Below are 20,802 nucleotides of genomic sequence, written 5' to 3' on the forward strand. Positions count from 1 at the left end.
GCGTTTCGGAGTCCCCGGGCATGCACGCCGGTATGCCGCGCCGTGTGCGCCGCGCCAACCTCGCCCCGCAGCTGCGCGATACCCCCGCCTCCGCCCGGGACACCGGCGAGAACCCGGCGTCCGGACGCGGCACCGCGCGCTCACCCGAACGGGCCCGTTCGGTCATGGCGTCGATGCAGAGCGGCTGGCGGCGCGGGCGAGCCGAGTCGACCCCGACCGTCCCCGAAGGACGCGACGACACCGAGGGGGACCGATGACACCGGCACCGATGACGGAGCGGGAAGTGCAGCGGCAGCTCGACGACATGATGGTCCGCCTCGGCTCGGTGCGCGGGGCGGTCCTGCTGACCAACGACGGGCTGGTGGTGGCGTCCTCCAGCAGGTTCGGCCGGGAGGACTCCGAGCACCTGTCCGCGCTGGTCGCGGGCGTGCAGGGTCTCGCGCGCGGGGCGTGCCGGCGGTTCGGCGGCGGCGAGCTGATGCAGACCCTGATCGAGATGGACACCTTCCTGGTGTTCATGGTGCCGGCCGGCGACCGGTCGTGCGTCGCACTGGTGGGCCTGCCGCAGTCGGACGTCGGCGCGATCGCGTACGAGATGACCGAATTCGCCGAGCGGCTCGCCGAACGGCCGCCGGCGACCGCCCGGCTGTCGGGTTCGAGTCCGAGATGAGGCCCGGTGAGCAGCGATCGCTGGCTTGACGACGACGCGGGACCGGTCGTCCGGCCGTACACCGTCACCCGGGGCCGGACCCGGCTCCGCGAGGACGGCCTCGACCTGATCTCCGTGCTGGAGGCCACCGGGGTCGCCGTGCCGCGGCGGGCGCGGCTGGATCCCGAGCACCGCACCCTGCTCGCGCTCTGCCGGCAGCCGATCACCTTCGCCGACCTGGCGTCGGAGATCGACCTGCCCATCGGGGTCGTACGCGTCCTGGTCGACGACCTGCGCGACGAGAACCTGCTCAGGGCGCTGCGCCCGACCAGCACCGGTGATGTTCCGGACGAGTTCGTACTAAGGAAGCTGCTCAATGGACTACGTGCACTCTGACGCCGCCGTCCGAGACACTGCCGCGGCGACCGGCGGCGACCGTCTCATCGCCGCGAAGATCCTCATCGCGGGCGGGTTCGGGGTCGGCAAGACCACCATGGTCGGCTCGATCAGCGAGATCCGGCCGCTGCGCACCGAGGAGGTCCTCACCGACCGGAGCGTCGGCGTCGACGACACCACCGGCGTCGACGGGAAGACCAGCACCACCGTCGCGATGGACTTCGGCCGGATCACGCTGCCGGACGACCTGGTGCTGTACCTGTTCGGCACGCCGGGCCAGCAGCGGTTCTGGTTCATGTGGGACGAGCTGTCGCTCGGTGCGCTCGGCGCGGTGGTGCTCGCCGACGTGCGCCGCCTCGCCGACAGCTTCGCCGCGGTCGACTACTTCGAGGAGCGCGGCACCCCCTTCATGGTCGCGGTGAACTGCTTCGACGGCGCCGAGCGCAAGAACCCGGACGACGTCCGCATCGCCCTGGACCTGGACGAGAGCGTCCCGCTGCTGCTGTGCGACGTGCGCGACCGCGAGTCGGCGAAGAGCGTGCTGATCACCGTGGTCGAGCACGTGCTGGACAGGACGACGGCCCGCCCCTGAACCCGCGCCCGGGAAGACCTTTCATCGAACAGGCGGTGAGCCCCGTCGCCGCCTGCCATCCCCCGCCTTCAGAAGGAGTTCCAGATGAGCGAAGTGTTCGCGGGCAGGTCCGCGCTGATCACCGGTGCCGCGCAGGGCATCGGCGCCGCGACGGCGCGCATGTTCGCGGCGCGCGGGGCACGGGTGGTGGTCGCCGACATCAACGAGGACGGCGGCAAGCAGACCGTCGAGGCGATCCAGCGGGACGGCGGCGAGGCGGTCTTCGTCCGTGCCGACCTCACCTCCGCAACCGACGCCGAGGCGGCGGTGCGGGCCGCCGTCGACGCCTACGGCCGCCTCGACTGCGCCGTCAACAACGCCGGCATCGAGGAGCAGGGCTCGGCGCTGCACGAGATCACCGAGGAGTCCTGGGACAGGCTGGTCGCGGTGAACCTCAAGGGCGTCTGGCTGTCCATGAAGTACGAGATCCGGCAGATGCTCGCCCAAGGCGGCGGCACGATCGCCAACATGGCCTCCGTCGCCGGACTGGTCGGCCTCCCGCTGGGCATCTCCGACTACTCGGCGACCAAGGGCGGCGTGGTGGCCATGACCCGCACCGCCGCCATCGAGTACGTGAAGCAGGGCATCCGGATCAACGCGGTCTGCCCCGGCGTCGTCCGCACCGCCCTGCTCGACCAGGCCATCCAGGGCGGCATGTTCACCGAGGAGCAGGCGGCCGCACTGCACCCCACCGGCGTCCTGCTGGACCCCGACGACGTCGCCGAAACCTTCTCCTTCCTGTGCTCCGACGCGTCCCGCCACATCACCGGCCAGTCGATCGCCGTCGACTGCGGCATGTCCGCCGGCTGACGAACCCGTCCCGGGCGCCCTCACCCCGCGCCGACCGCGAGGACCAGCGACGCGGCGGCCAGCGCGAGGTAGGCGCCCGGGAAGGCGATGTTGGAGAAGACCCGGGCGCGCACATGGGCGGCGACCGCGATGACGAAGAAGGCCACGAGCCCGGCCGCCGCGGCGATCCCGATCACGTCGAGCCCGGCCAGGCCGAGGACGAGCCCGGCCGCGCCGGCGGCCTTGAGCGCGGCCAGCAGCGGCAGCGACGCCCGCGGCACGCCCACCTCGGCCGAGTTGGCGAGCACGAACTCGGCCTTGGCCAGGTCGGCGACGACGATCGCGGCATTGACCGCGACCGTGACGAGCGTGACGGCGACATAGGCGATGACCATGGTCAGTCCTCGATATGGAGTAGGGCCAGCCGCCGGGGATCGGCGACGACGTCGTAGCGGACGATCCGCCCACCGGCGATCTGGAAGACCAGCGCGGCATTCGGACCTGGCCCGACCGCGATGCCGGGCCGCCCGTCGATGCTGACCAAGCGGGCCCGCCGAGCGCTGGCACGCATCGCACGGGTCTCGTCGACCACGCTTGCCACCCCGTGCACCCGCTGCGGGGCACCGGGCGGAAGGACCTGCGGGTCGGCCGTCCTCGTCACATCCGGATGCAGGACCTCGACCAGGGCGTCGATGTCACCCTGCTGAGCCGCCTTCATGAAGGCGCTCACCACTCGACGGGCCTCGCGGGACTCCACGTCCGGGAACCCGGTCCGCCTGACCCGTCCGCGGGCGCGGCTGGCCAGCTTCTTCGCCGACCCTTCGGTCGTCCCCAGGATGTGGGCGATCTCCTCGAAGGGCGCGCCGAACACGTCGTGCAGGATGAGCGCGACCCGCTGCGGAGGCGTCAGCTCCTCGACCACCACGGTGAAGGCCGCGGTCAGCTCGCCCGCGAGCAGCACGACCTCCTCCGGACTCTCACCGGCCGCGTCCGGCAGATCCTCGGGGGGCCGCGGGTCCTCGCGGGACCGCCGCAGCAGATCCAGGCACAGCCTGGTCACCACGGTCGTCAGCCACGCCTGGACGTTGCGGATCTCGTCGGCGTCGGCACGGACGAACCTGGTCCACGCCTCCTGGACGACGTCCTGAGCGTCGGCGTCCGATCCGAGAATCCGGAACGCGACCGCCAGCAGACGCGGCCGCTCGCGCTCGAAGACCCGGTCCGAGTCCTCCGCCATCACGTCACCTCCCCGACCACCGTGCACGTCCACCCTCCAGACGCACCACTCCCGCAAAAGGTGACCCGTGAAGCTCAGCCGATCGGGAGGGCTTGCAGGAGCAGGAGGAGCGCCAGGGCGGCGAAGGTGAGTCCGGCGGTGATCGTCACCGCGGTCGCGGCGCGTCCGCTGCCGCGCAGGGCGGCGCCCAGGCGGGCGGCGAGCAGCCCGACGATGCTGTCCCACATCAGGCCGACGAGCAGGAAGATCAGGCCGAGCGTGAGGAACTGCAGCGCGGCCGGGCCGCGTCCGTCCCTGGCGAACTGCGGCAGGAACGCCGCGAAGAAGAGGATGATCTTCGGGTTCGTCAGGTTCGTCAGGACCGCGCGGCCCAGGATCTGCCGGTCGGGCGGCGGGGCGTGCCCGATGTGCCCGGACCGCCGGGCGCTCCGCAGGGTGGTGAAGGCGAGCCAGGCCAGGTAGGCGGCCCCGCCCAGGCGTATCGCCGTGAGGGCGTTCGGGGCCGACTGCAGCACGAGGGCGAGGCCGAGCGCGGCGGCGGTCGCGTGCACGAGCATGCCGAGTGACATGCCGACGGCGGACAGGACGCCCGCGCGCGAACCCCGGTCCATCGCGACCGCGATGATGTAGGCGTTGTCCGGCCCTGGCGGGACGGTGACGAGGAGCACCGCCAGGAGATAGCCGGGAAGGACCGCGGGGTCGAGCACACCGACCTCCATCTGTAACGCCATAGGACTGGTCAGTACGTTACTGGAGCCGTCTCGGGCGTGCAACGCATATGTCCGGGTCTTCGCGTTACCATCGTCCTATGGTCGAGGCGATGCCGCTGGAGACGCTGATCGAGCTCGTCAACGGGTGGGGGACGGACCCTCGCCGCGAGGACGGCCGGAGCGACCAGCCGTACCCGTCCGCGGCGGAGATCGAGGAACGGTTCGGCGTGCGGGTCGGCGACCGCGTGCTGGCCGGCATCGCCGACCGCCTCCACCCGGTGTTCACCACATCCGGCTCCACCGAGCGCGCCCGGCTGGTCACCGGGCTCCTCAGCGAGACCGGGGTCCGCCCGGAGCTGCATGCCGACGGCGACCTTCTGCACGCCGGATGGCTCGTCCAGGAGGAACGGGACACGGTCCTCGCCGCCGCGGCCGTCGCCCTGCGCGACTACCTCGCCCAGCACGACTCCCGCCGGCTCGGCGCGTGCGCGGACCGCCGCTGCGCCGACGTCTACGTCGACACCTCTCCCGGCGGGCGGCGCCGCTTCTGCTCCGTGACCTGCCAGAACCGGACGCGCGTCGCCGCCTTCCGCAACCGCCGGTCGGCCGCCGGCTAGGGCACTCAGATCATGCGCCGCAGCGCGGTCTCCACGGCGTCGACCAGCGGATCGCCCCCGGTGCGCGGGTGCCGCGCGAGACCGAACTCGACGTCCGGCAAGGCCGGCAGCGCGTCCGCGTCGTGGCAGGCCATAGCGGGTTCGAGGTTCGCGGGCATGAGCGCCGCGACGCCGAGCCCGGCCCGCACCGCGGCGAGCACACCGAGCAGGCTGTTGCTCTCGAACGCCACCCGCCAGCGGCGACCGGCCCGTTCCAGGGTTTCCAGCACCGACGTGCGCCAGGTGCACGTGCTGGAGAACAGCACCACCGGCAGCGGATCGGCGGTCACCTCCACCCCTTGGCCGATCGCCCAGACCAGCGGGCGGCGCACCGTCCAGCGCGGCGGCCCGGGAAGGTCCTTGACCTCGTCGAGGACGAGCTGGACGCGGCCCGTGTCGTAAGCCTCCCGCGTCGCGGCGTTGGACGAGCAGAGCACCTCCAGCGTCGCGCCGGGGTGCAACCGGGCGAGGTCGGCGAGGGCCTGCGGGAGCTGGGACGCGGCGAGGTCTTCGAGCAGCCCGACGCCGCAGTGGCCGGTGAGCGCGCGCCCGGTCTCGGTGAGCGCCTGCGCGGAGAGCGAGAGAATGCGTTCGGCGTACGGCAGGAGTTCCTCTCCCGCCCGGGTCGGTGAGACGCCCGACGGCGACCGGTGCAGCAGCGGACGGCCGACGACGCTTTCGAGCCTGCGCAACTGCTGGCTGAGCGCGGGCTGGGTGTGTCCGAGCGCGGTCGCGGCGCGGGTGATGCTGCCCGCCCGGACCGCGGTCACGAACGACCGCAGCAGCCCGGTCTCAAGATCCCTGACGGCCATAAGCATTCATTATGCCGGACCTAACGAACTGGCCACTTCCTATGGCCCGGCGGATGACCTAGCGTCACGCCGGTGACCGGATACCGCCAGGTACTCGCCGTCCCGGGACTGGCATCGCTGCTGGGCGTCTCGCTGCTCGCCCGCACCGCGATCACCGCCGACGTGACCGCGCTGACGATGTACGTCGTGCTGGGCCTGGACATGAGCTACGCGGCGGCGGGCGGTGTCGCGGCGACCCTCACCGCCGGGATCGCGCTGGGCGGGCCGCTGCTCGGCCGCCTGATCGACCGCCGGGGCCCACGGACCGTCCTGCTGGTCACCGCCGTGCTGCAGATCGTGTTCTGGCTGAGCGTGCCGGTCCTGCCGTACGGGACCCTGCTGGGCGCCGCCTTCGCGGCCGGTCTGCTGATGGTGCCGGCCCAACCGGTGACCAGGCAGGCGATCGCCGCGATGACAACGGCGGGACAGCGCCGGGCCGCCTTCGCGCTGGAATCGGTGCAGGGCGAACTGACGTACATGGTGGGCCCGCCGATCGTCATCGTCTGCGCGGCGAAGGCGTCCCCCGACGTGGTCGCCTGGTGCGTCGGCGCCCTGATCATGGCGGGCGGAGTCGGCCTCGCCCTCCTCGACCCGCCCCTGCGGGCCGAGGACGAGGTGGGCACCGGCACCGCCGGCCGCCCCCGCCGCCGGGAGTGGCTGGACTCGCGCATGATCGCCGTGCTGGTGATGGCGGTCGGCACCACGACGCTGCTCAGCGGCACCGACCTGGCCATCGTCGCCACCCTCAAGGAAGCCGGCCAGACGTCCTGGGCCGCCGCGGTCGTGGCGGTGTACGGCATCGCCTCCATCACCGGCGGCCTGGTGTACGGCGCGCTCCCCCGCCCGCTGCCCACATGGCTGCTGCTCGGACTGCTCGGGCTGGCGACCATCCCCGCCGGACTGGCCCACGAATGGCGCTGGCTGTGCGTGGCGAGCGCCGGTGCGGGACTCCTCGCCGCGCCGACCCTCTCCACGGTCGCCGACGCGGTGAGCCGCCTCGCCCCCGCCGGCGTGCGCGGCGAGGCGACGGGCCTGCAATCCTCGGCGCAGAGCGCGGGCTTCGCGCTCGGATCCCCGATCGTCGGAATAGCGATCGACGCCACCGTGCCGGCAGGCGGCTACGCGACCGCCGGGCTGGCCGCCATGGCGACCGCCCTGACCGGCTACCTTCTGGCCCGCCGCTCCTCCGCATCTCGTCGGGAATGGAGAACCTCGGGAGAGAGCCGAACCGCGACGACTCCTGCCGACAGCCCGACGTAAAGGGTTCCATCGTCGAAACACACCGAGCGGACTCGATGAGGGAACGGGATGGACATGACGCCCGTCCGCGCGTTGAGGTCCCAAATCTGGACGACGCGGTCGGCGCCCACGGCGGCGAGCATGGGACGGTCGTCGGCCGTAAACGGGTGGAGGGACTTGATGTCACCGGCCCCGCCGTTCAGCGTGCCGTCCAAGGTGAGATTCCGGTAATTGGGCGACAGCGGCGATCTGGGCCGCTCCGCCACCCAGAGATCGATCCTGGGGCCCTGCGTCACCGCGAGCACGAGCGACTCACCGACCCACAGGGCGGCCAGATCGCTGATCGTCCGCGGGACTCCGATGCTCCCGGCGGGAGAGTACTCGAGGAGTTCGCCGCCCTGGTCGAGCATGCCGTCTGGATAACCCGTCCATGACGTTATCTGCGTGCCACTTGCCGCGAATACCTGCACAAAACCAGGGCCACCTACATTGCATATCGCATTGATGTCGAAGAGTTCGTCACTGAGGCGGTGCCGGTTGTTGTCCAGCTGAATTTCTGGATCCTGCTCCAGGAGGTCCAGGTCGACCGGATTGAGGTAGACAGAGAACACGTGGTGCTCATCCGCGTAGGAAAGCAGCATGCCTCCTCGGAACTCTGTGACCGCCCCGTTGCGGCCCCCGATGCCGCTCAACGCGACAGGACCCACCGCCTTTTTCCCGCCGAAGCCGTACCGGAGGACCAGGCGCCCCTGGCCGGCGACGCACAGGTAGTCGCGGCGAGCACCGTCCCGAGGCTGGCACGTCACGGTTCCAAGACGGCCGTCCAGAACGCCGTCGACCTGCCCGATGTAAGTCACGGTCGACGTATCGGGTGACCACAGGGCCAGCTTCCCGTCGCCTCGTCCGATGGCCAGTGCTTTCCCGGACGGCCAGTGGGCCACCGCGAGTTGCTCGGCCGGCAGCGTCTCCTGGTCGGGCGGGTCGGTGGCGGCGTCGACGTCCCAGAGGCGGATCGTCCCGTCGGGTCCGCCACTGGCGAGCACGGGACGGCCGTCGACGTCGACATGGCACACCGACCAGATGTGCCCGTCGTCTCGCCCGACCTCTCGGTACCTGTTCGTCGCGAGATCCCACAGCAGCACGGTGTCGCCGCCGGCGCTGGCCAGGAACGTATCGCCGTCCCTGGTGAACGAGCACACGCCCCGCACCGCGAAGGTGTGCCCGAACAGCGAACGCAGAAAATCGAGTCTGCTGGGGTCCGCGTGCGCCTCCCAGAGCCCCACGGTTTCGTCGCCGCCCGCCGAGGCGACCAGCTCGCGGCCGTCGGCCGTCGTCACGGTGCACAGATCGTTGATCGGACCCTGATGCCGCCGCAGGACCTGGAGTTCGGCACCGGCCGACGGGTCCCACGTCCTGACCGTCCCGTCACCGCCCGCCGAGACCAGCAGGCCCGAGGTCGCGCAGACGGCGTTGACCTCATAGCGGTGCCCGGTCAGCAGCTCCCCGTGGCCGGCCGCGAGGTCCCAGACGCCGACCGTTCCGTCGTGGCCCGCCGAAGCCAGGAACGTCCGGCCGCCGGCGGTGAACGTGCAGAGGCCGTTGACCATGCCGCGGTGGCCGCTCAGAGTGCGGAGGTGAGCACCGGACTCAAGGTCGCGGATGAGGATCCTGCCGTCCGCCAGGCCCATCGCCAGCCTCATCCGGCCGTCGTCGAGGTACGCGCACACGCTTCTGGCGACCTCTCCCGCGGTGCCGTGAACGAGCGGCGACTGGCCGGTATCCAGATTCCACACGCGGCCGCCATGACCGCCCACGCTGGCGATCGTCTCCGGCCGGCCGGGCCACCGCACCGCGCACATGCTCCGGACGCGCTGGTCATGGCCTTCGAGGGGGGCGAGTTCGCGCCTGGGCGTGGACGACGCCCACCACGCCCGGTAGGCGGCTAGGCCGGGATGGCGGCCGAAGGCGTAGCCCAGGCCCTCCAGCGCCTCGGTGACGCTGAAGAGGGCGAGCCGTTCGGCCGGGGTGGCGGCGAGGGCCCGAGGCGTGAGCTGGAGCAACCGTGCCCTGGTCCGGCCCGTGGGGGACTCGGCATGCTTGGCCAGCGGGACCAGCTGGGGCAGCTCGGCGTGGAGCAGGTAGTCGTCGTCACCGAGAAGCTCGTCGAGGAGGCCGGCCGCGAGTGCGTGCTCCGGCAGCGACCGGAGCAGGTAGGCGGAAGCCGTCGCCCACCGTCCGGCACGGCCGATATCGATGAAGGCGCCGACGAGAGCGGCCTCGTCCTCCTCGGGCAGGCTGACGCCCTGGCGGTCGTCCAGGAGGGTGTCGTTCAGCGCCTGGTGGAACAGCCGGTAGCTGGGCGCACCCGGTTCGCCGCCCGACTCGACCAGGAAGTTGGCCGCCGACGAGCGCACGAACCGGGCCAGCGCATCGGCGCTGATCGTCGGCTCGTACAGCGCGTTGACGGCCTCCCTCCAGAGGTCCGCGGTGAAGCCGGGCGGGCGGGGCGAACGACAGGGCGGTCAGCAGCTCGGCGGCGTCGAAGTCAGCGGCCGGTGGGATGCGCTCCATGTACGTCCGCAGAGCGTCCTCGACCGTCGGCGTGAACGAGATCTCGTCCGCCGCGATCGGCCGGTCGTCGTGCATGCCGTGCGCCCGGGACACCAGTCCGGCGACGAGGAAGTTGCGGTCCGCGAGCTCGGCGATCCGGTGGGCCACCGGCGCGGCGATCGCGGGGTCGTTGTACGGGTTGTCCGACCGCTCATCGCCGAGCAGTTGGAGGGTCGCCTGGGCGTAGGCCGCCAGGTCCTCAAGCTCGAAGTACCCGGGCTCGTCGAGGTCGATCTCGCTCTTGGCCTGCCCGAACGGCAGGAGCAGGTCGCCGCCGTCGTCGTGCCGCCGGGTGCCCACCACGACCTGGACGCCGTTGCGCGCGCACGTCTCGACGAGCGGCACCACAATCCGCTTGATGATCGCGCGGGCCTCGGCGGCTGACGACGCCTCGTCCAGGGCGTCGAGGACCACGTTGAAGCGCGTTCCGTCGCCGGCCTCGGACAGGACCTCGTTCAGGGCGGACGGCAGGTCGTCCAGCACCGCCGGGAGCCGGGCCGAGGCGGCCCGGGCGATCTCGGTCGCGACCTCCATCGCGGACTTGCCCTTGGCGTGGACCGCGCAGGAGACCGAGCCGAGCGGCGCCCGCACGGCGGTGTCGGCGGACGGCAGCGACGCCGCGAGCTCCGGGTCGGCGGTGGTCACGACCCGGCCCAGGACCGCCGACTTACCGACGCCGGGCATGCCGGTGACGACCAGCGCCTTGCGGGTCGTCTCGGCGCGTTCGAGCCAGCCGGCGATCGCGGTGAGAGCGGCGCGCCGGCCGCGGAACCGGAAACCGCCCTCGCTGTCGACGGTCACGCCGCGCGCCCGCGGCTGCCAGTGCGCGGTGGCCTGCGCATCCTCGCGCAGCCGCCACCCCCAGGCCGTCAGCGCCGCGTCCCCCGCCTGACCGGCCGACCAGGCCGTCAGCCCGCGCAGGTCCTCGCCGGGAAGGTAGTCGTCGGCGAACGCCAGGGTCACCGCGCGGCCGTCGCCCGGCCCGCCGGCCTGGCCGACGACGCCGATCACGGCGCCGTACTCCGGCGACCACAGCCCGGTTCCGCTGAAGCCGCGCTCCACCCCGTAGCCGGACCGGGTGTCGAGCCGGATCCAGCCATAGGTGAGGGCACTGCCGACCGTGCCGTAGGCCGCGTTCCCGAGCGGATCGCCGGCGCCGAAGCCGAAGGCGTACCAGCGGATGCCGTCGAGGTCGCCGGGGCGCGGGCACTTCAGGCGAGCGGGCAGGACGCCCTCGGGCACGGGATCGTCGAGGACGAGGACCGCCAGATCGGCGACCGGCTCGGCCGCCGCGCGCGTCACGGCGACGCGGCGGCGTTCGACCAGCCGGTCGGCCTTGGGGAAGGCGACCCAGATCTCCTCGCGGCCGGCGACCACGTGCGCGCAGGTCAGCAGGCGGTACCGGTCGATGACCACCGCGCCGCCGAGGGCGGTGTAGTCCCGCTCGGCCGCGTGCACGGCGGCGATCCAGGACTCGTCCGCGGGACGGCCCGACTCCTCCATCCCCCTACGCACCCTCCTCGGCGGGCTCCTCTTCTGGCGGGACCAGTGCGGGCGGGCCGTCCCGCCAGACGAGCTTGACCTCGAAGTTCGCGTCGGTGGACGCCTTGGCGACCACCCAGTTCGCCTTGCCGCTGACCTTGATGCCGAACTTCACCTCGACCTCGTCCGGCGCCGCCTCCTTCAGCCGCTCCAGGACGACCCGCGCCGCCCGGACCGCGGGGTCGACCGCGTCCCGTACCCGGCCGGCCACGTCCGCGGCCCCCGCCGGCCGGAAACCGTCCCCCGGCACGATCTCGAACGCCACCCGCGTGCCGTCGTCCAGTTCGTACCGCGCTACCTCGCCCACCCGTTCCTCCCGGCGCACCTCGTCCCCGCACGTTCCGTCAAGTGTCGGCCCTGGCGGCGCCTCGGAACAGCAAAACGAGAACGCGACCCGCGGTGTCGCTCAGTTCTGGCGGGTGGGCCGGATCGTCAGGTCCCCGATCTCGACGTCGTCGGGCTGGTCGATCGCGAAGGCGATCGCCCGGGCCACGGCCGCGGGGTCGATGCCGAGAGCGGCCATGTTCTGCCTGGCCTGCTCGAGTACGGCCGGATCGTCGACGGCGTGGTCGATGAGCTCGGTGCGGACGTAGCCCGGGGAGATCGACGTCGTCCGCAGAACCCCGTCGGTGCTCTCCTGCCGGAGGGCCTCCAGGAGGGTGCGCACCGCGTTCTTCGTCCCGGCGTACACCGCCTGGGTCGGGACGATCTTCAGCCCGGACGTCGAGACGACGGTGACGAGGTGGCCACCGCCCTGCCCGCGGAACACCGGCAGGGCCGCGGCGATCCCGTGCAGAACCCCCTTGAGGTTCACATCGACCATCGCCGACCAGCCGTCGACGTCAAGATCGGCGACAGGACTGATCCTGCTGACCCCTGCGTTGCCGACCAGGACGTCCAGCCGGCCGAAGCGCTCGACGGCGAGGGCGACGAGCGACTTGAGGTCGTCGGGATCGGTCACGTCGACGCTCATGGCGGCCGCCTCGCCGCCGGCGGCTTGGATCTCGGCGACCAGCCGGTCCAGCCGGTCGGTGCGGCGGGCGCCGAGGACGACGGCGGCGCCGAGGGACGCGAGGTGGCGAGCGGTCGCCTCACCGATGCCGCTGCTGGCGCCGGTGACGGCGACGACCTTGCCTTGGATGGTCATGACGATCCTCCGACTAGAGTGGACATATGTCCGGTTACCCCGACAACCCTAGCGGACACATGTCCGGTTCCGCGAGAACGCGCCGTGCGGACGCGCAGCGCAACCGCGAGCGGATCCTGCAAGCGGCACGCGAACTCGTCCACGAGCCCGGAGAACTGAAGCTCCATACCGTCGCGAAGGCCTGCGGCATCGGGCAGGGCACGCTGTACCGGCACTTCCCGACCCGGGAGGACCTCCTCGCCGAGGTGTACCGCCGCGAGGTGGAAGACCTGGTCGCCGCGGCCCCTCGGCTACTGGAAACCCATCCGCCGCTGGACGCCCTGGCGGCGTGGTTCGACCGGGTGGCCGCCTACGCCCGGGTCAAACGCGACATATTCGCCGCCGTCGAGGCGGCGACGTGGCAGGACCTCGCCGCCCACAGCCTCGGCCCGATCGGCGCGGCGGTGGAACTGCTGCTGGCCGCCGGACGCTCGGCGGGCGGCGTCCGCGCCGACGCCGAGGCGCGCGACGTCATCATCCTCATCAGCTGGCTGTCACGGCTGGACGACACCGAACTCGACGCGCGAGGCCCGCGGCTGCTGTCGATCCTCGTCAACGGCCTCCGCGCACACCACCGTGACTGAGCCGCCCGCCCCCGCCGACCTGGCCCGCCTGGTGGCCGGGGGCTGGATCCTGGGCGGCGCCGCGGTGCCGCGAGCGCTACCGCAGCCCGCCGTCGACCTGGTGGTGATGCCGGACGGGCGGTGCCGGCTGGCCGGGCCGGAGACACGCCACCGGCAGGGCGCGCTGCCCTTGGGCGGAGCGCTGGTCGGAGTGCGGTTGCGACCGGGCGCCGTGACCGGGTTGTTCGGGGTGGCGGCCGACGAGGTGCCGCTGGCCGGGGCGCCCATCGAGGTCGGGCGACTGCACGGGACGGCGCAGGCACGGCTTGCGGACGCGCTGGCACTCGTCCGGGCGCGGGCGGGGCAGTGCCGCCTCGACGAACGGGTCCGCACGGTGCTGGCGGTCATGCACGCGGACCCGGGTGCTCCGGTGGCTCGGCACGCGGCCGAGGTGGGATTGTCCGAACGGCAACTGCGGCGCCGATTCGTGGTCGCCGTCGGGCTCCGGCCGAAGTCCTACATCCAGGTGGTTCGACTGCACCACGCGCTGGCCGCGGCGCGGGCCACGCTGGCCCGGGGCGAGACTCCGCAGTGGGCCGACATCGCAGTACGCAGTGGCTTCTACGACCAATCGCACCTGCTCGCCGGGTTCCGGGAAGCGGTGGGAGTACCCCCGAACACGTTGCTGCACGATGTCCGTTTTCTCCAAGCGCCCGCACAACGACGCTGACACGCTCCAGGCATGGGCGATGACGTTGTCGAGGAGATCTTCGACTGGCACCGGGAGACCGCGCGGGAGGGCCTCGCCGGCGATGGCGTGCGTTTCCTGGAGGGTCCCGGCGCCTGGGCGGTACACGGCCATGCCGAAGTCCAGCAGGTACTGACCGACCACCAGGTGTTCTCCTCCGACGAGCTGCGTTACAGCGCGCGACCTGTGCCGCACCGCGACAACCCCGTCCTGGGCAGCCTGGCCGCGATCGACCCACCGCGGCACCACCTGCTGCGCAAGCTGGTCAGCCGGGCCTTCACCCCTCGCGCGACGCAGACTCTGCTGCCCTCGATCACCGACACGGTGCGGGCCCAGCTGGCCGGCGTGGACGGTGAGCTGGACGTCATCGGCCGGCTCGGCCACCCCTTGCCGGTGCGCACCATCAGCGCGCTGCTCGGCGTCGAGCCCGTCCGGCAGCCGGACTTCGTGCGCTGGACCGAGGCGATCACCTCCTTCGCCGGCTCGTTCACCCAGGACCCGGCACGCCGGGCGGCGTTCCGAACCGCGCGGGCCGAGCTGTCCGCGTACTTCCGAGAGGTATTCGCAGACCGTCGCGACCGCCCCCGGGACGACATCATCAGCGTCCTGCTGGCCGCCGAGCCGGACGGCAGCCGGCTCACCGACGACGAACTGCTCAACTTCTGCGCACTGCTGCTCATCAACGGCCACGAGACCACCAGGACATTGCTGGTCAACACCGTCCTGTGCCTGACGGCCCACCCGGACGCGCTGGCCGAACTGCGCGCGAACCCCGATCTGGTGCCCACTGCCATCGAGGAGGTCCTGCGATTCCTCCCGCCGATCGGCGGCACCGACCGGTTCACCACCGGCCCGGCCGGCATCGCCGGGCACGCGATCGACCCCGGGCAGCGGGTGATCGCCATGATCCTCGCAGCCAACCGGGACCCCAGGGTGTTCGCAGATCCGGACCGGTTCCGGCCGGACCGCGCACCTGGCGAACACCTGTCCTTCGGTCGCGGCGTGCACTTCTGCCTCGGCGCGCACCTGGCCCGGCACCAGGTCGCGATCGCGGTACGCGCGCTCCTGCACCGGCGCCCCGGCCCATGGTCGGTAGGCCGGATCGACACCGCCCGCACACCGGTCGGCATCGACGTCCTCGACCTCGCCCTGACCGGACCGGACGACTCCTGACGAGCGGCCCTCAGGTCTTCGGGGACTGCGGCGCGTCCGTCCGGGATGCCCAGTTCAGGAGGGCGAAGCCCAACGCCAGCCCCAGCATGGTGTACACGCCGCGCGGCCAGAAGATGTGGCTGTCGATGAAGGACCAGCCCGAGATCAGGAGCACGGCCGTCCCGGGAAGAACCCGGATGCCGTGCCGGGGCAGCAGCGCCACCGCGGTGGCCACGACGGCGATGATGAGGGCGAAGGCCCCGATGTGTCCGAGTACATCGGCCTTTTCGTAGAGCGGGGTTTTCAGCGCTTGCAGGTTCGCTTCCCGGTGAGCGTGCTCGACCGTCGTTCCCGCCGCGATGCCGGCGACCGCGTCAAGCCCGGTGTAGAAGGTGGAGTACGCGAAGGCGGCGATCCAGGCCACCACGGTGGCCGCACCCGGGAGATCACGGCGCGGCCGACCCCACAGGACGACCAGCAGCCCAAGGGGCAGCAGCGGAAAGACCGGCAGTAGAACGACGTGCATGTTCGCCCAATGGGTGGCGGTCGCCCTGGACAGCCCGCCAGGGTGCATCAGGCCCGCCACGGCCAGCACGAGCGGCGTTGCGATTACCAGAGCCATGCTTCGGATGGTCGACACGCGGCGATCGTAGGACCGCCGGGCCTCCCCGTCAGATCACGTAAGAGGTTCGTAAGCGCAGGCACACGCGCGGGTCAGCGGCCGAGGGCTTGGCGGAGGGTGAGGAGGGTCGCGATGACCGGGGGCAGGACCTCGTGGATGTCGGCGGTGCGGAACATGTGCACCAGCGTGAGGGCGGCCCCGTAGAGGAAGAACACGAATACCCACAGCGCCAAGAAGCAGAGGAAGACGAAGTACGCGAGCAGCGCGTAGAAGGACCCGGTCGGATTCTCGGGCGGATCCCCGACCGGGCCGCCGGTCAGTCGCGACCTGGTCGAACCGCTGGTAGGCCACCGACCCGGCGTCCGAGACGAGGCGGTACGACACCAGGACCCACACCACTGCGACGAGACCGACCACCGCACGCAGGACCTGCACCTTGCGCACCGACGGATCGTCCACCCGGCCCGGCCGCGACGGCCGGCACACCTGACGCCCGGCCAAGAAGGGGTTGAGCAGCCGTAGCATCCGCCACGTCCGCGACGGCGGCCGCGGCGGCACGGGTGGTGGCCCCCAGCCCGGCTGCGGACCCGACCGCACATGCTACCGGGCACCATTCCAGAAGCACTGGACCGAACGGAATATCCATACAATCCAGGTGTGAGGACTGGCAGCGATCACCCTCAGGCGAGACGCGAACCCGTCACGCACTCCCGCGCCAGTCGCCGCCGGCCGCCGGATCGGTCGTGCACCGACTACTTGCAAGCTCCGATGATCACGGCCGCGAGGGCGATGGCCATTGTCAGGGTCCCGCCGAACGCCTTGGCACCCGCCATCACCGCCGCCGGCCGGCTGAGACCGGCCTTGCCGGCCAGGACGGCGGCCGCCACCCCGGCAAGCGTCGCGCCGAGCGTCGTGATCGCGAAGGCGAGCACGAACAGAACGATTCCGATCTCAATGGGGCTCATGGGCCTCCGCCTTTCCTCACCCGCACGTCCGAGCGGGAACACAAGGCTCATCGAGATTTGGTTCGCCAGCGTTCATCTGAACAAGAACGAACGCATTCGAACGCAGCCCCGGCGGAGGTGACATGAAGCCAGACGACGAATCTGCTGCGGCGTTGGATGACCTCAAGCGGCGCCTGAGGCAGTCGCGGCATGAGCAGGGGCTGACCATGTCCGTCCTGGCGAGTAGGGCCCAACTTGGTCGCACAACGATCAGCCAGGCGCTCAGCGGCGACTCGAAGAAGGTCCCGAGCGAAGCCACTGTCATCCGGCTCGCGAAGGCTTTACGAGTCGCACCAGAGCCCCTGCTGGCCCTCCGAAACCAAGCAGACCCAGCGGCGGGCATCCGTGGCACGGCCGCGCCGATCCCGCCGCAGGTCCAGCGGGTCGGCGAGGCCGACCTCACCGAGCTCGGCGTCCACCCTGCGCTCGGCCTTGCCGACGCCCGCCCCACCGACGAGGGCGGACGGCACGCCTGGTACCCCCCGTACGTGCCACGCGACCGGGACGGATTGATCGATTCTGCGTTGGCACGCGGCGGCCTGGTCATCGTCGAGGGCCGCTCAGGTGCGGGCAAGAGCCGGTCCGCCGCCGAGGCCATCCGCCGCGTCGCCGCCGACCGGCAGTTGCTGATCCCGGCGGACCGGGACGAGCTGGCGGCCCTGAGCGAGACGCCCGGCGGGCTTCGCGAGGCGGTCGTCTGGCTGGACAATCTCGAATGCTTCGGCGGGCCAGGCGGATTCGACCTGCGGATGCTCACCCGGCTGTGTCCGCGCGGGCGGCAGGACATGGTGGTTCTCGCGACCTTGCGGTCGGAGGAGCGGCAGCGGTTGGAGCAGCGGCCCGGCCTGGGGGAGGCGGCTTCGGCGGCGGACGCCCTGCGGGTGGCCGCGGTCATCCGGCTCGAATTGAGGTTCAGCCCCGTCGAAAGGGAGCGGGCGGCCGGGCTGCGCGACGATCCGCGCATCGCCGGCTGGCTCGACAGCGGCGATGCGACCGGCCTGGCCGAACACCTGGCCGCGGGTCCGCCGGCGGTGGCCCGGTGGCTGGCCGGGCGAGGCGGCCGGCACCTGCTCGGCGCCGCACTGGTCTCCGCCGCCGTCGACTGCCGCCGGCTGCACTACAACAGCAAGCCGCTGTCCCTGGACCTGCTCACCGAACTGGCCCGGTTCTATCTCGATCCCGCGGACGCCCACCGTCCCGACCGGCCGACCATCGAGGAGGCCCTGACCTGGGCGACCGAGCCGGTCAGCGGGGCGAGCTCATGCCTGCTGCCCCGGACCGACAACGGCTACTGGGCGTTCGACTACCTCGTCGACCATGCCCAGCACGATCCCGACGCACCGGCCATACCCGAACAGGTCCTCAGCACGCTGCTGTCCCGCCTTCCCGATCGCGATGCCAGGGCCGTCATCGGGCAGGTGGTCGCCGGCGTGCTCGACACCGACAAACCCCGGCTCGCGGATCTGGCCCTGGACCGGTTCGGGCGGATCGTCGGCTTCGACCGCGCTTGGGAGTTGGTGGGAGGCGTCCTGTCCGGCAGCTCGTCCTCCCACCGCGGCGAGGACTGGACATTCACAACCCGGTACCTGCGGTGGCTGCGCCCCTTCGCCGAGGAGGGCGGCCCCGTGGCGATGAGGCTTACCGGGATCACACTGTGCGCGGACGGGAGCCTCGACCAAGGAGAGGTCTGGCTGCGGCGCGCCGCCGAGGCCGGCGATGACGACGCGTTCCAGGAGATGGCGTCGCTGCTGCTGGACGCCGGGCGCGACGACGAACTGGAGTCCTGGATCGACAACGCCGTGACCGGGGGCCGGGGCCGCGGCGTCGTCGAGTTCGCCATAAGGCTGCTGGCCGAGGACAAACGGGTCGAGGCCGAGCACTGGTGCCGGTGGGCCGCAAACCTCGGCGGCACCGACGCGATGGTCGCCTTGGGCGAACTCTGCTGGGAGGACGGCAAGTGGGCCGAAGCCGAACGCCTTTTCACCGACGCCGCCGAGGCCGGCCATCCCATCGGCATGTTCAATCTCGCCCTCGTCCTCAAGCCCGAGCGCGGCCGTCGGAGTGAGGCCGACGCCTGGCTGCGCAAATCGGCTGAGGCGCGTTACGGCCGAGCGGTCCTCAACTACGCGATGCTGCTCGACCAATACGGCGACGAGGCCGGACTGGCGCAATGGCTGGAACGGGAGCGGGCGGCGGGCGACAGCGAACAAGTGTTCGCGTTCGCAAGGCAGTTGGCGTCCCGCGGCAATGTCCCGGGCGCCGAGCCCTGGTTCCGGCACGCCATGGAGATGGGCAACGTCACGGCGATCAGGGCGCTCGGCGACGTGAAACGCAGCCAGGGCAAGCTGCGTGAGGCCGCAGAATACTACCGGCAGGCAATCGACGCTGGCGACATCCTTGGCATGCAGCAGCTCGCCAACATCCACATCAAGCAGCATGAGCCCGAGAAGGCCGAACAAATCCTGCGCGAAATGCTCGAAGAACTCTTCGACTTCCGCGATAGATCGGAGACGGAAGAAGAAGCACTGGGCCAAGCAGCCCACCACCTCGGCCTCCTACTACAAAACCGAGGAGCCACCGAAGAAGCCCAGGACTACTACAAGATCGCCGCCACTCTCGGCAATACCGACGCGGCAAACAAGCTAGCGCGCCTTCAAAGGACCCCAAAGCCGGAAGGCGAATCACCACACCAGGACTCCACCTCGTAGACGCGGATGGCGTTAGCGTCGTCGTCCAGGCCGGAAATCGCGACCCGCACCACGTGCAGCGGAAAAACCTGGGGCGTGCCCAAATCGTGTTGACCGTCCCTGCCAGGCAGTGCTGGAGTCGGCAGGTGGACAGCATCCCCGCCAACCGGCAGTACTGGAACCAGATCAGCCGCGGCTACCAGCACGAGCACGACCCGCAGATCGGCGCCGCGCCCCGGCTGTGGGGCATGTACTCCATCCCCGACGCGCACCTGCACGCCCTGGGCGACGTTAAGGGCAAGCGCGTCCTCGAACTCGGCTGCGGCGCCGGCCAGTGGTCCAGGTCACTCGCCGCCGAGGGCGCCACCGTGGTCGGGCTCGACCTGTCCGAAGCTCAACTCGCCGCAGCAGCCCGCGCGATGGGAGCGGCCCGCTACCCGCTGGTGCAAGGCGCCGCCGAACTGCTCCCGTTCGCCGCCGGCAGCTTCGACCTGGTGTTCTGTGACCACGGCGGCCTCAGCTGGGCGCCCCCGCACCTGGCCGTCCCGCAGGCCGCACGCGTCCTGCGCCGCGGCGGGCGCCTAGTGTTCAACACCGCCAGCCCATGGTTCGAAGTCTGCTACGACGAAGACGCCCGCCGCGTGACCACCACGCTGCACCACGACTACTTCGGGCTGAACACCATCGCCGAAGACCAGGGTGCGGCCAGCTATCAGCTCACCTACGGCGACTGGATCAAGACCCTGCGCGGCGCGGGCCTCATCATCGACGACCTCATCGAGCCGCGGCCCGACCCCGGAACACCCAACGGCTACAACGAAACCGACCCGCCCGACTGGGCACGCCACTGGCCAGCAGAAATGCTCTGGATAACCCACAAACCGTAAACACCCCCACCCCAGGCCGCCCGCCCGGCGAGTTCCTCGCCGCTACCGGCGGCGAAATGTCCGTCTTCACCTCCGCCGAATACTTGGCTGGCTCCGGTCGGGCGGGCCGCCGGCGCGCAGGGTGCCCAGCCCGACGAGTGTGACCGGCCGGCCGTGGCGGCGGTCGAAGGGGCGGTCAGGATTGTCCTGGGCGTAGGTGGCGGGACGCGGACAAGCATGACGACAGCCATGTGGCCTCGGCGCGGTGGATGATCAAGTCTTCAACGGCGATCACTCCTTCCAAGGGACTGTCGACCCTGATCGAGCGGTCTCCGACGCGGAACACCTGCCAGTCCGCATCGCTGTGCCAGAGCCGAGCGGTGTTCTCGCCCAGGCGCTGAGCGAAGACGAGTTCCTCCCCGTACTCGTTCAGGAAGTAGCCGACGTAAGGGCTCTTCCTCTGGTGCGGAATCCTGCCAGGTTGAGCAGAGGGCCACATAGTTCACCCCGCGGCCTGCGCAGCGGCGCCGCAGCGCCGTGTTGTCGCCGGTTCCGGTAGGCCGTTGGCGAGGTGCCTGTTTGGGCAGGTCCTTTTCCAACGGCCCCCGGCCCGAACCGGACGTGCCCGCTTTCCAGGCATCCGGCTCTCCAGTGACTACTCCGT

23 protein-coding genes are annotated in these 20,802 nt (G+C 71.3%); 12 read left to right on the forward strand and 11 right to left on the reverse strand.

The window, feature by feature from the left end:
- The 5 genes from E1293_RS28360 to E1293_RS28380 form a co-directional block, all read left to right on the forward strand.
- The coding region (locus E1293_RS28360) for a hypothetical protein (RefSeq protein ID WP_207939135.1) at window positions 1-257 on the forward strand (257 nt) is incomplete at its 5' end.
- Window positions 254-670 (forward strand): roadblock/LC7 domain-containing protein, encoded by a 417-nt coding sequence (locus E1293_RS28365; RefSeq protein ID WP_132200547.1) that lies wholly within the window; start codon window positions 254-256, stop codon window positions 668-670. The genes E1293_RS28360 and E1293_RS28365, both read left to right, overlap by 4 nt.
- A gap of 6 nt (window positions 671-676) precedes the next feature.
- Complete coding sequence (locus tag E1293_RS28370; protein ID WP_132200548.1) at window positions 677-1,045, forward strand: DUF742 domain-containing protein; 369 nt, start codon at window positions 677-679, stop codon at window positions 1,043-1,045.
- Window positions 1,026-1,637: a GTP-binding protein gene (locus E1293_RS28375; protein WP_132200549.1), complete on the forward strand. Its 612-nt coding sequence runs from the start codon at window positions 1,026-1,028 to the stop codon at window positions 1,635-1,637. Before E1293_RS28370 ends, E1293_RS28375 begins: the two co-directional genes overlap by 20 nt.
- Before the next feature lie 84 nt (window positions 1,638-1,721).
- A complete protein-coding gene (locus E1293_RS28380) occupies window positions 1,722-2,486 on the forward strand; it encodes a glucose 1-dehydrogenase (RefSeq protein ID WP_132196518.1) in 765 nt (254 codons plus the stop codon).
- Between the two features lie 20 nt (window positions 2,487-2,506).
- On the opposite strand, the gene E1293_RS28385 is transcribed toward E1293_RS28380, so the two are convergent.
- The 3 genes from E1293_RS28385 to E1293_RS28395 all read right to left on the reverse strand — a co-directional run bounded on the left by E1293_RS28385 (window position 2,507) and on the right by E1293_RS28395 (window position 4,421).
- The gene (locus tag E1293_RS28385; protein WP_132200550.1) at window positions 2,507-2,860 is read right to left on the reverse strand and encodes a DoxX family protein; all 354 of its coding nucleotides are present in this window, start codon (window positions 2,858-2,860) and stop codon (window positions 2,507-2,509) included.
- Between the two features lie 2 nt (window positions 2,861-2,862).
- Window positions 2,863-3,702 carry a sigma-70 family RNA polymerase sigma factor gene (locus tag E1293_RS28390; protein ID WP_132200551.1) on the reverse strand — a complete coding sequence of 280 codons (840 nt, stop codon included), beginning with the start codon at window positions 3,700-3,702 and terminating at the stop codon, window positions 2,863-2,865.
- Between the two features lie 74 nt (window positions 3,703-3,776).
- Complete coding sequence (locus tag E1293_RS28395) at window positions 3,777-4,421, reverse strand: LysE family translocator (RefSeq protein ID WP_165978427.1); 645 nt, start codon at window positions 4,419-4,421, stop codon at window positions 3,777-3,779.
- Window positions 4,422-4,510: 89 nt separating this feature from the next.
- On the opposite strand from E1293_RS28395, the gene E1293_RS28400 reads away from it, so the two are divergent.
- Window positions 4,511-5,029 carry a CGNR zinc finger domain-containing protein gene (locus E1293_RS28400; protein ID WP_243716652.1) on the forward strand — a complete coding sequence of 173 codons (519 nt, stop codon included), beginning with the start codon at window positions 4,511-4,513 and terminating at the stop codon, window positions 5,027-5,029.
- Between the two features lie 5 nt (window positions 5,030-5,034).
- Here the strand turns inward: E1293_RS28400 and E1293_RS28405 are convergent, their stop codons facing one another.
- The gene (locus tag E1293_RS28405) at window positions 5,035-5,880 is read right to left on the reverse strand and encodes a LysR family transcriptional regulator (RefSeq protein ID WP_243716654.1); all 846 of its coding nucleotides are present in this window, start codon (window positions 5,878-5,880) and stop codon (window positions 5,035-5,037) included.
- Window positions 5,881-5,952: 72 nt separating this feature from the next.
- Between E1293_RS28405 and E1293_RS28410 the strand changes: the two genes are divergently transcribed.
- Window positions 5,953-7,179: an MFS transporter gene (locus E1293_RS28410; protein WP_207939137.1), complete on the forward strand. Its 1,227-nt coding sequence runs from the start codon at window positions 5,953-5,955 to the stop codon at window positions 7,177-7,179.
- Here the strand turns inward: E1293_RS28410 and E1293_RS28415 are convergent.
- The 4 genes from E1293_RS28415 to E1293_RS28430 all read right to left on the reverse strand — a co-directional run bounded on the left by E1293_RS28415 (window position 7,083) and on the right by E1293_RS28430 (window position 12,457).
- Complete coding sequence (locus E1293_RS28415) at window positions 7,083-9,017, reverse strand: WD40 repeat domain-containing protein (protein ID WP_341770216.1); 1,935 nt, start codon at window positions 9,015-9,017, stop codon at window positions 7,083-7,085. The genes E1293_RS28410 and E1293_RS28415 overlap by 97 nt on opposite strands.
- A gap of 289 nt (window positions 9,018-9,306) precedes the next feature.
- Window positions 9,307-11,271, reverse strand: coding sequence for a serine protease (locus E1293_RS28420; protein ID WP_132200555.1), 1,965 nt, complete (start codon window positions 11,269-11,271; stop codon window positions 9,307-9,309).
- Between the two features lie 4 nt (window positions 11,272-11,275).
- Window positions 11,276-11,617, reverse strand: a complete 342-nt coding sequence (locus E1293_RS28425; RefSeq protein WP_132200556.1) for a CU044_2847 family protein — start codon at window positions 11,615-11,617, stop codon at window positions 11,276-11,278.
- 99 nt (window positions 11,618-11,716) lie between these two features.
- Window positions 11,717-12,457 carry an SDR family oxidoreductase gene (locus tag E1293_RS28430; RefSeq protein ID WP_132200557.1) on the reverse strand — a complete coding sequence of 247 codons (741 nt, stop codon included), beginning with the start codon at window positions 12,455-12,457 and terminating at the stop codon, window positions 11,717-11,719.
- A 59-nt stretch (window positions 12,458-12,516) separates the two neighbouring features.
- Between E1293_RS28430 and E1293_RS28435 the strand changes: the two genes are divergently transcribed.
- The 3 genes from E1293_RS28435 to E1293_RS28445 are packed head-to-tail and all read left to right on the forward strand — an operon-like array spanning window position 12,517 to window position 14,980.
- Window positions 12,517-13,080: a TetR/AcrR family transcriptional regulator gene (locus E1293_RS28435; protein ID WP_207939138.1), complete on the forward strand. Its 564-nt coding sequence runs from the start codon at window positions 12,517-12,519 to the stop codon at window positions 13,078-13,080.
- The gene (locus E1293_RS28440) at window positions 13,073-13,789 is read left to right on the forward strand and encodes a helix-turn-helix domain-containing protein (protein ID WP_132200559.1); all 717 of its coding nucleotides are present in this window, start codon (window positions 13,073-13,075) and stop codon (window positions 13,787-13,789) included. The genes E1293_RS28435 and E1293_RS28440 overlap by 8 nt, the downstream gene beginning before the upstream one ends.
- Window positions 13,790-13,801: 12 nt before the next feature.
- Window positions 13,802-14,980: a cytochrome P450 gene (locus tag E1293_RS28445; protein ID WP_132200560.1), complete on the forward strand. Its 1,179-nt coding sequence runs from the start codon at window positions 13,802-13,804 to the stop codon at window positions 14,978-14,980.
- A gap of 10 nt (window positions 14,981-14,990) precedes the next feature.
- Here E1293_RS28445 and E1293_RS28450 read toward each other — a convergent pair whose 3' ends face one another.
- The 3 genes from E1293_RS28450 to E1293_RS28455 all read right to left on the reverse strand — a co-directional run bounded on the left by E1293_RS28450 (window position 14,991) and on the right by E1293_RS28455 (window position 16,546).
- A complete protein-coding gene (locus tag E1293_RS28450; RefSeq protein ID WP_207939139.1) occupies window positions 14,991-15,599 on the reverse strand; it encodes a hypothetical protein in 609 nt (202 codons plus the stop codon).
- Window positions 15,600-15,673: 74 nt separating this feature from the next.
- The gene (locus E1293_RS47735; protein ID WP_165978428.1) at window positions 15,674-15,814 is read right to left on the reverse strand and encodes a hypothetical protein; all 141 of its coding nucleotides are present in this window, start codon (window positions 15,812-15,814) and stop codon (window positions 15,674-15,676) included.
- Window positions 15,815-16,333: 519 nt separating this feature from the next.
- Window positions 16,334-16,546: a hypothetical protein gene (locus E1293_RS28455; RefSeq protein WP_132200561.1), complete on the reverse strand. Its 213-nt coding sequence runs from the start codon at window positions 16,544-16,546 to the stop codon at window positions 16,334-16,336.
- 122 nt (window positions 16,547-16,668) lie between these two features.
- Here E1293_RS28455 and E1293_RS28460 point away from each other — a divergent pair, with 122 nt between their 5' ends.
- Window positions 16,669-19,293: a helix-turn-helix domain-containing/SEL1-like repeat protein gene (locus E1293_RS28460; RefSeq protein WP_132200562.1), complete on the forward strand. Its 2,625-nt coding sequence runs from the start codon at window positions 16,669-16,671 to the stop codon at window positions 19,291-19,293.
- Window positions 19,294-19,418: 125 nt separating this feature from the next.
- On the forward strand, window positions 19,419-20,159 hold the full coding sequence (locus E1293_RS28465; protein ID WP_132200563.1) for a class I SAM-dependent methyltransferase: 741 nt from the start codon (window positions 19,419-19,421) through the stop codon (window positions 20,157-20,159).
- Window positions 20,160-20,802 lie beyond the last annotated feature (643 nt).

This window comes from Actinomadura darangshiensis, assembly GCF_004349235.1.
Taxonomy (GTDB): Bacteria; Actinomycetota; Actinomycetes; order Streptosporangiales; family Streptosporangiaceae; genus Spirillospora; species Spirillospora darangshiensis.

Bases quoted from the DNA above. Each gene is read 5' to 3' on its own strand.
- E1293_RS28365 (WP_132200547.1), top strand. From the start codon at position 254: ATGACACCGGCACCGATGACGGAGCGGGAAGTGCAGCGGCAGCTCGAC.
- E1293_RS28375 (WP_132200549.1), top strand. From the start codon at position 1,026: ATGGACTACGTGCACTCTGACGCCGCCGTCCGAGACACTGCCGCGGCG.
- E1293_RS28380 (WP_132196518.1), top strand. From the start codon at position 1,722: ATGAGCGAAGTGTTCGCGGGCAGGTCCGCGCTGATCACCGGTGCCGCG.
- E1293_RS28385 (WP_132200550.1), bottom strand. From the start codon at position 2,860: ATGGTCATCGCCTATGTCGCCGTCACGCTCGTCACGGTCGCGGTCAAT.
- E1293_RS28390 (WP_132200551.1), bottom strand. From the start codon at position 3,702: ATGGCGGAGGACTCGGACCGGGTCTTCGAGCGCGAGCGGCCGCGTCTG.
- E1293_RS28395 (WP_165978427.1), bottom strand. From the start codon at position 4,421: ATGGAGGTCGGTGTGCTCGACCCCGCGGTCCTTCCCGGCTATCTCCTG.
- E1293_RS28400 (WP_243716652.1), top strand. From the start codon at position 4,511: ATGGTCGAGGCGATGCCGCTGGAGACGCTGATCGAGCTCGTCAACGGG.
- E1293_RS28405 (WP_243716654.1), bottom strand. From the start codon at position 5,880: ATGGCCGTCAGGGATCTTGAGACCGGGCTGCTGCGGTCGTTCGTGACC.
- E1293_RS28415 (WP_341770216.1), bottom strand. From the start codon at position 9,017: ATGTGCGCGGTGCGGTGGCCCGGCCGGCCGGAGACGATCGCCAGCGTG.
- E1293_RS28420 (WP_132200555.1), bottom strand. From the start codon at position 11,271: ATGGAGGAGTCGGGCCGTCCCGCGGACGAGTCCTGGATCGCCGCCGTG.
- E1293_RS28430 (WP_132200557.1), bottom strand. From the start codon at position 12,457: ATGACCATCCAAGGCAAGGTCGTCGCCGTCACCGGCGCCAGCAGCGGC.
- E1293_RS28435 (WP_207939138.1), top strand. From the start codon at position 12,517: ATGTCCGGTTCCGCGAGAACGCGCCGTGCGGACGCGCAGCGCAACCGC.
- E1293_RS28445 (WP_132200560.1), top strand. From the start codon at position 13,802: ATGGGCGATGACGTTGTCGAGGAGATCTTCGACTGGCACCGGGAGACC.
- E1293_RS28455 (WP_132200561.1), bottom strand. From the start codon at position 16,546: ATGAGCCCCATTGAGATCGGAATCGTTCTGTTCGTGCTCGCCTTCGCG.
- E1293_RS28460 (WP_132200562.1), top strand. From the start codon at position 16,669: ATGAAGCCAGACGACGAATCTGCTGCGGCGTTGGATGACCTCAAGCGG.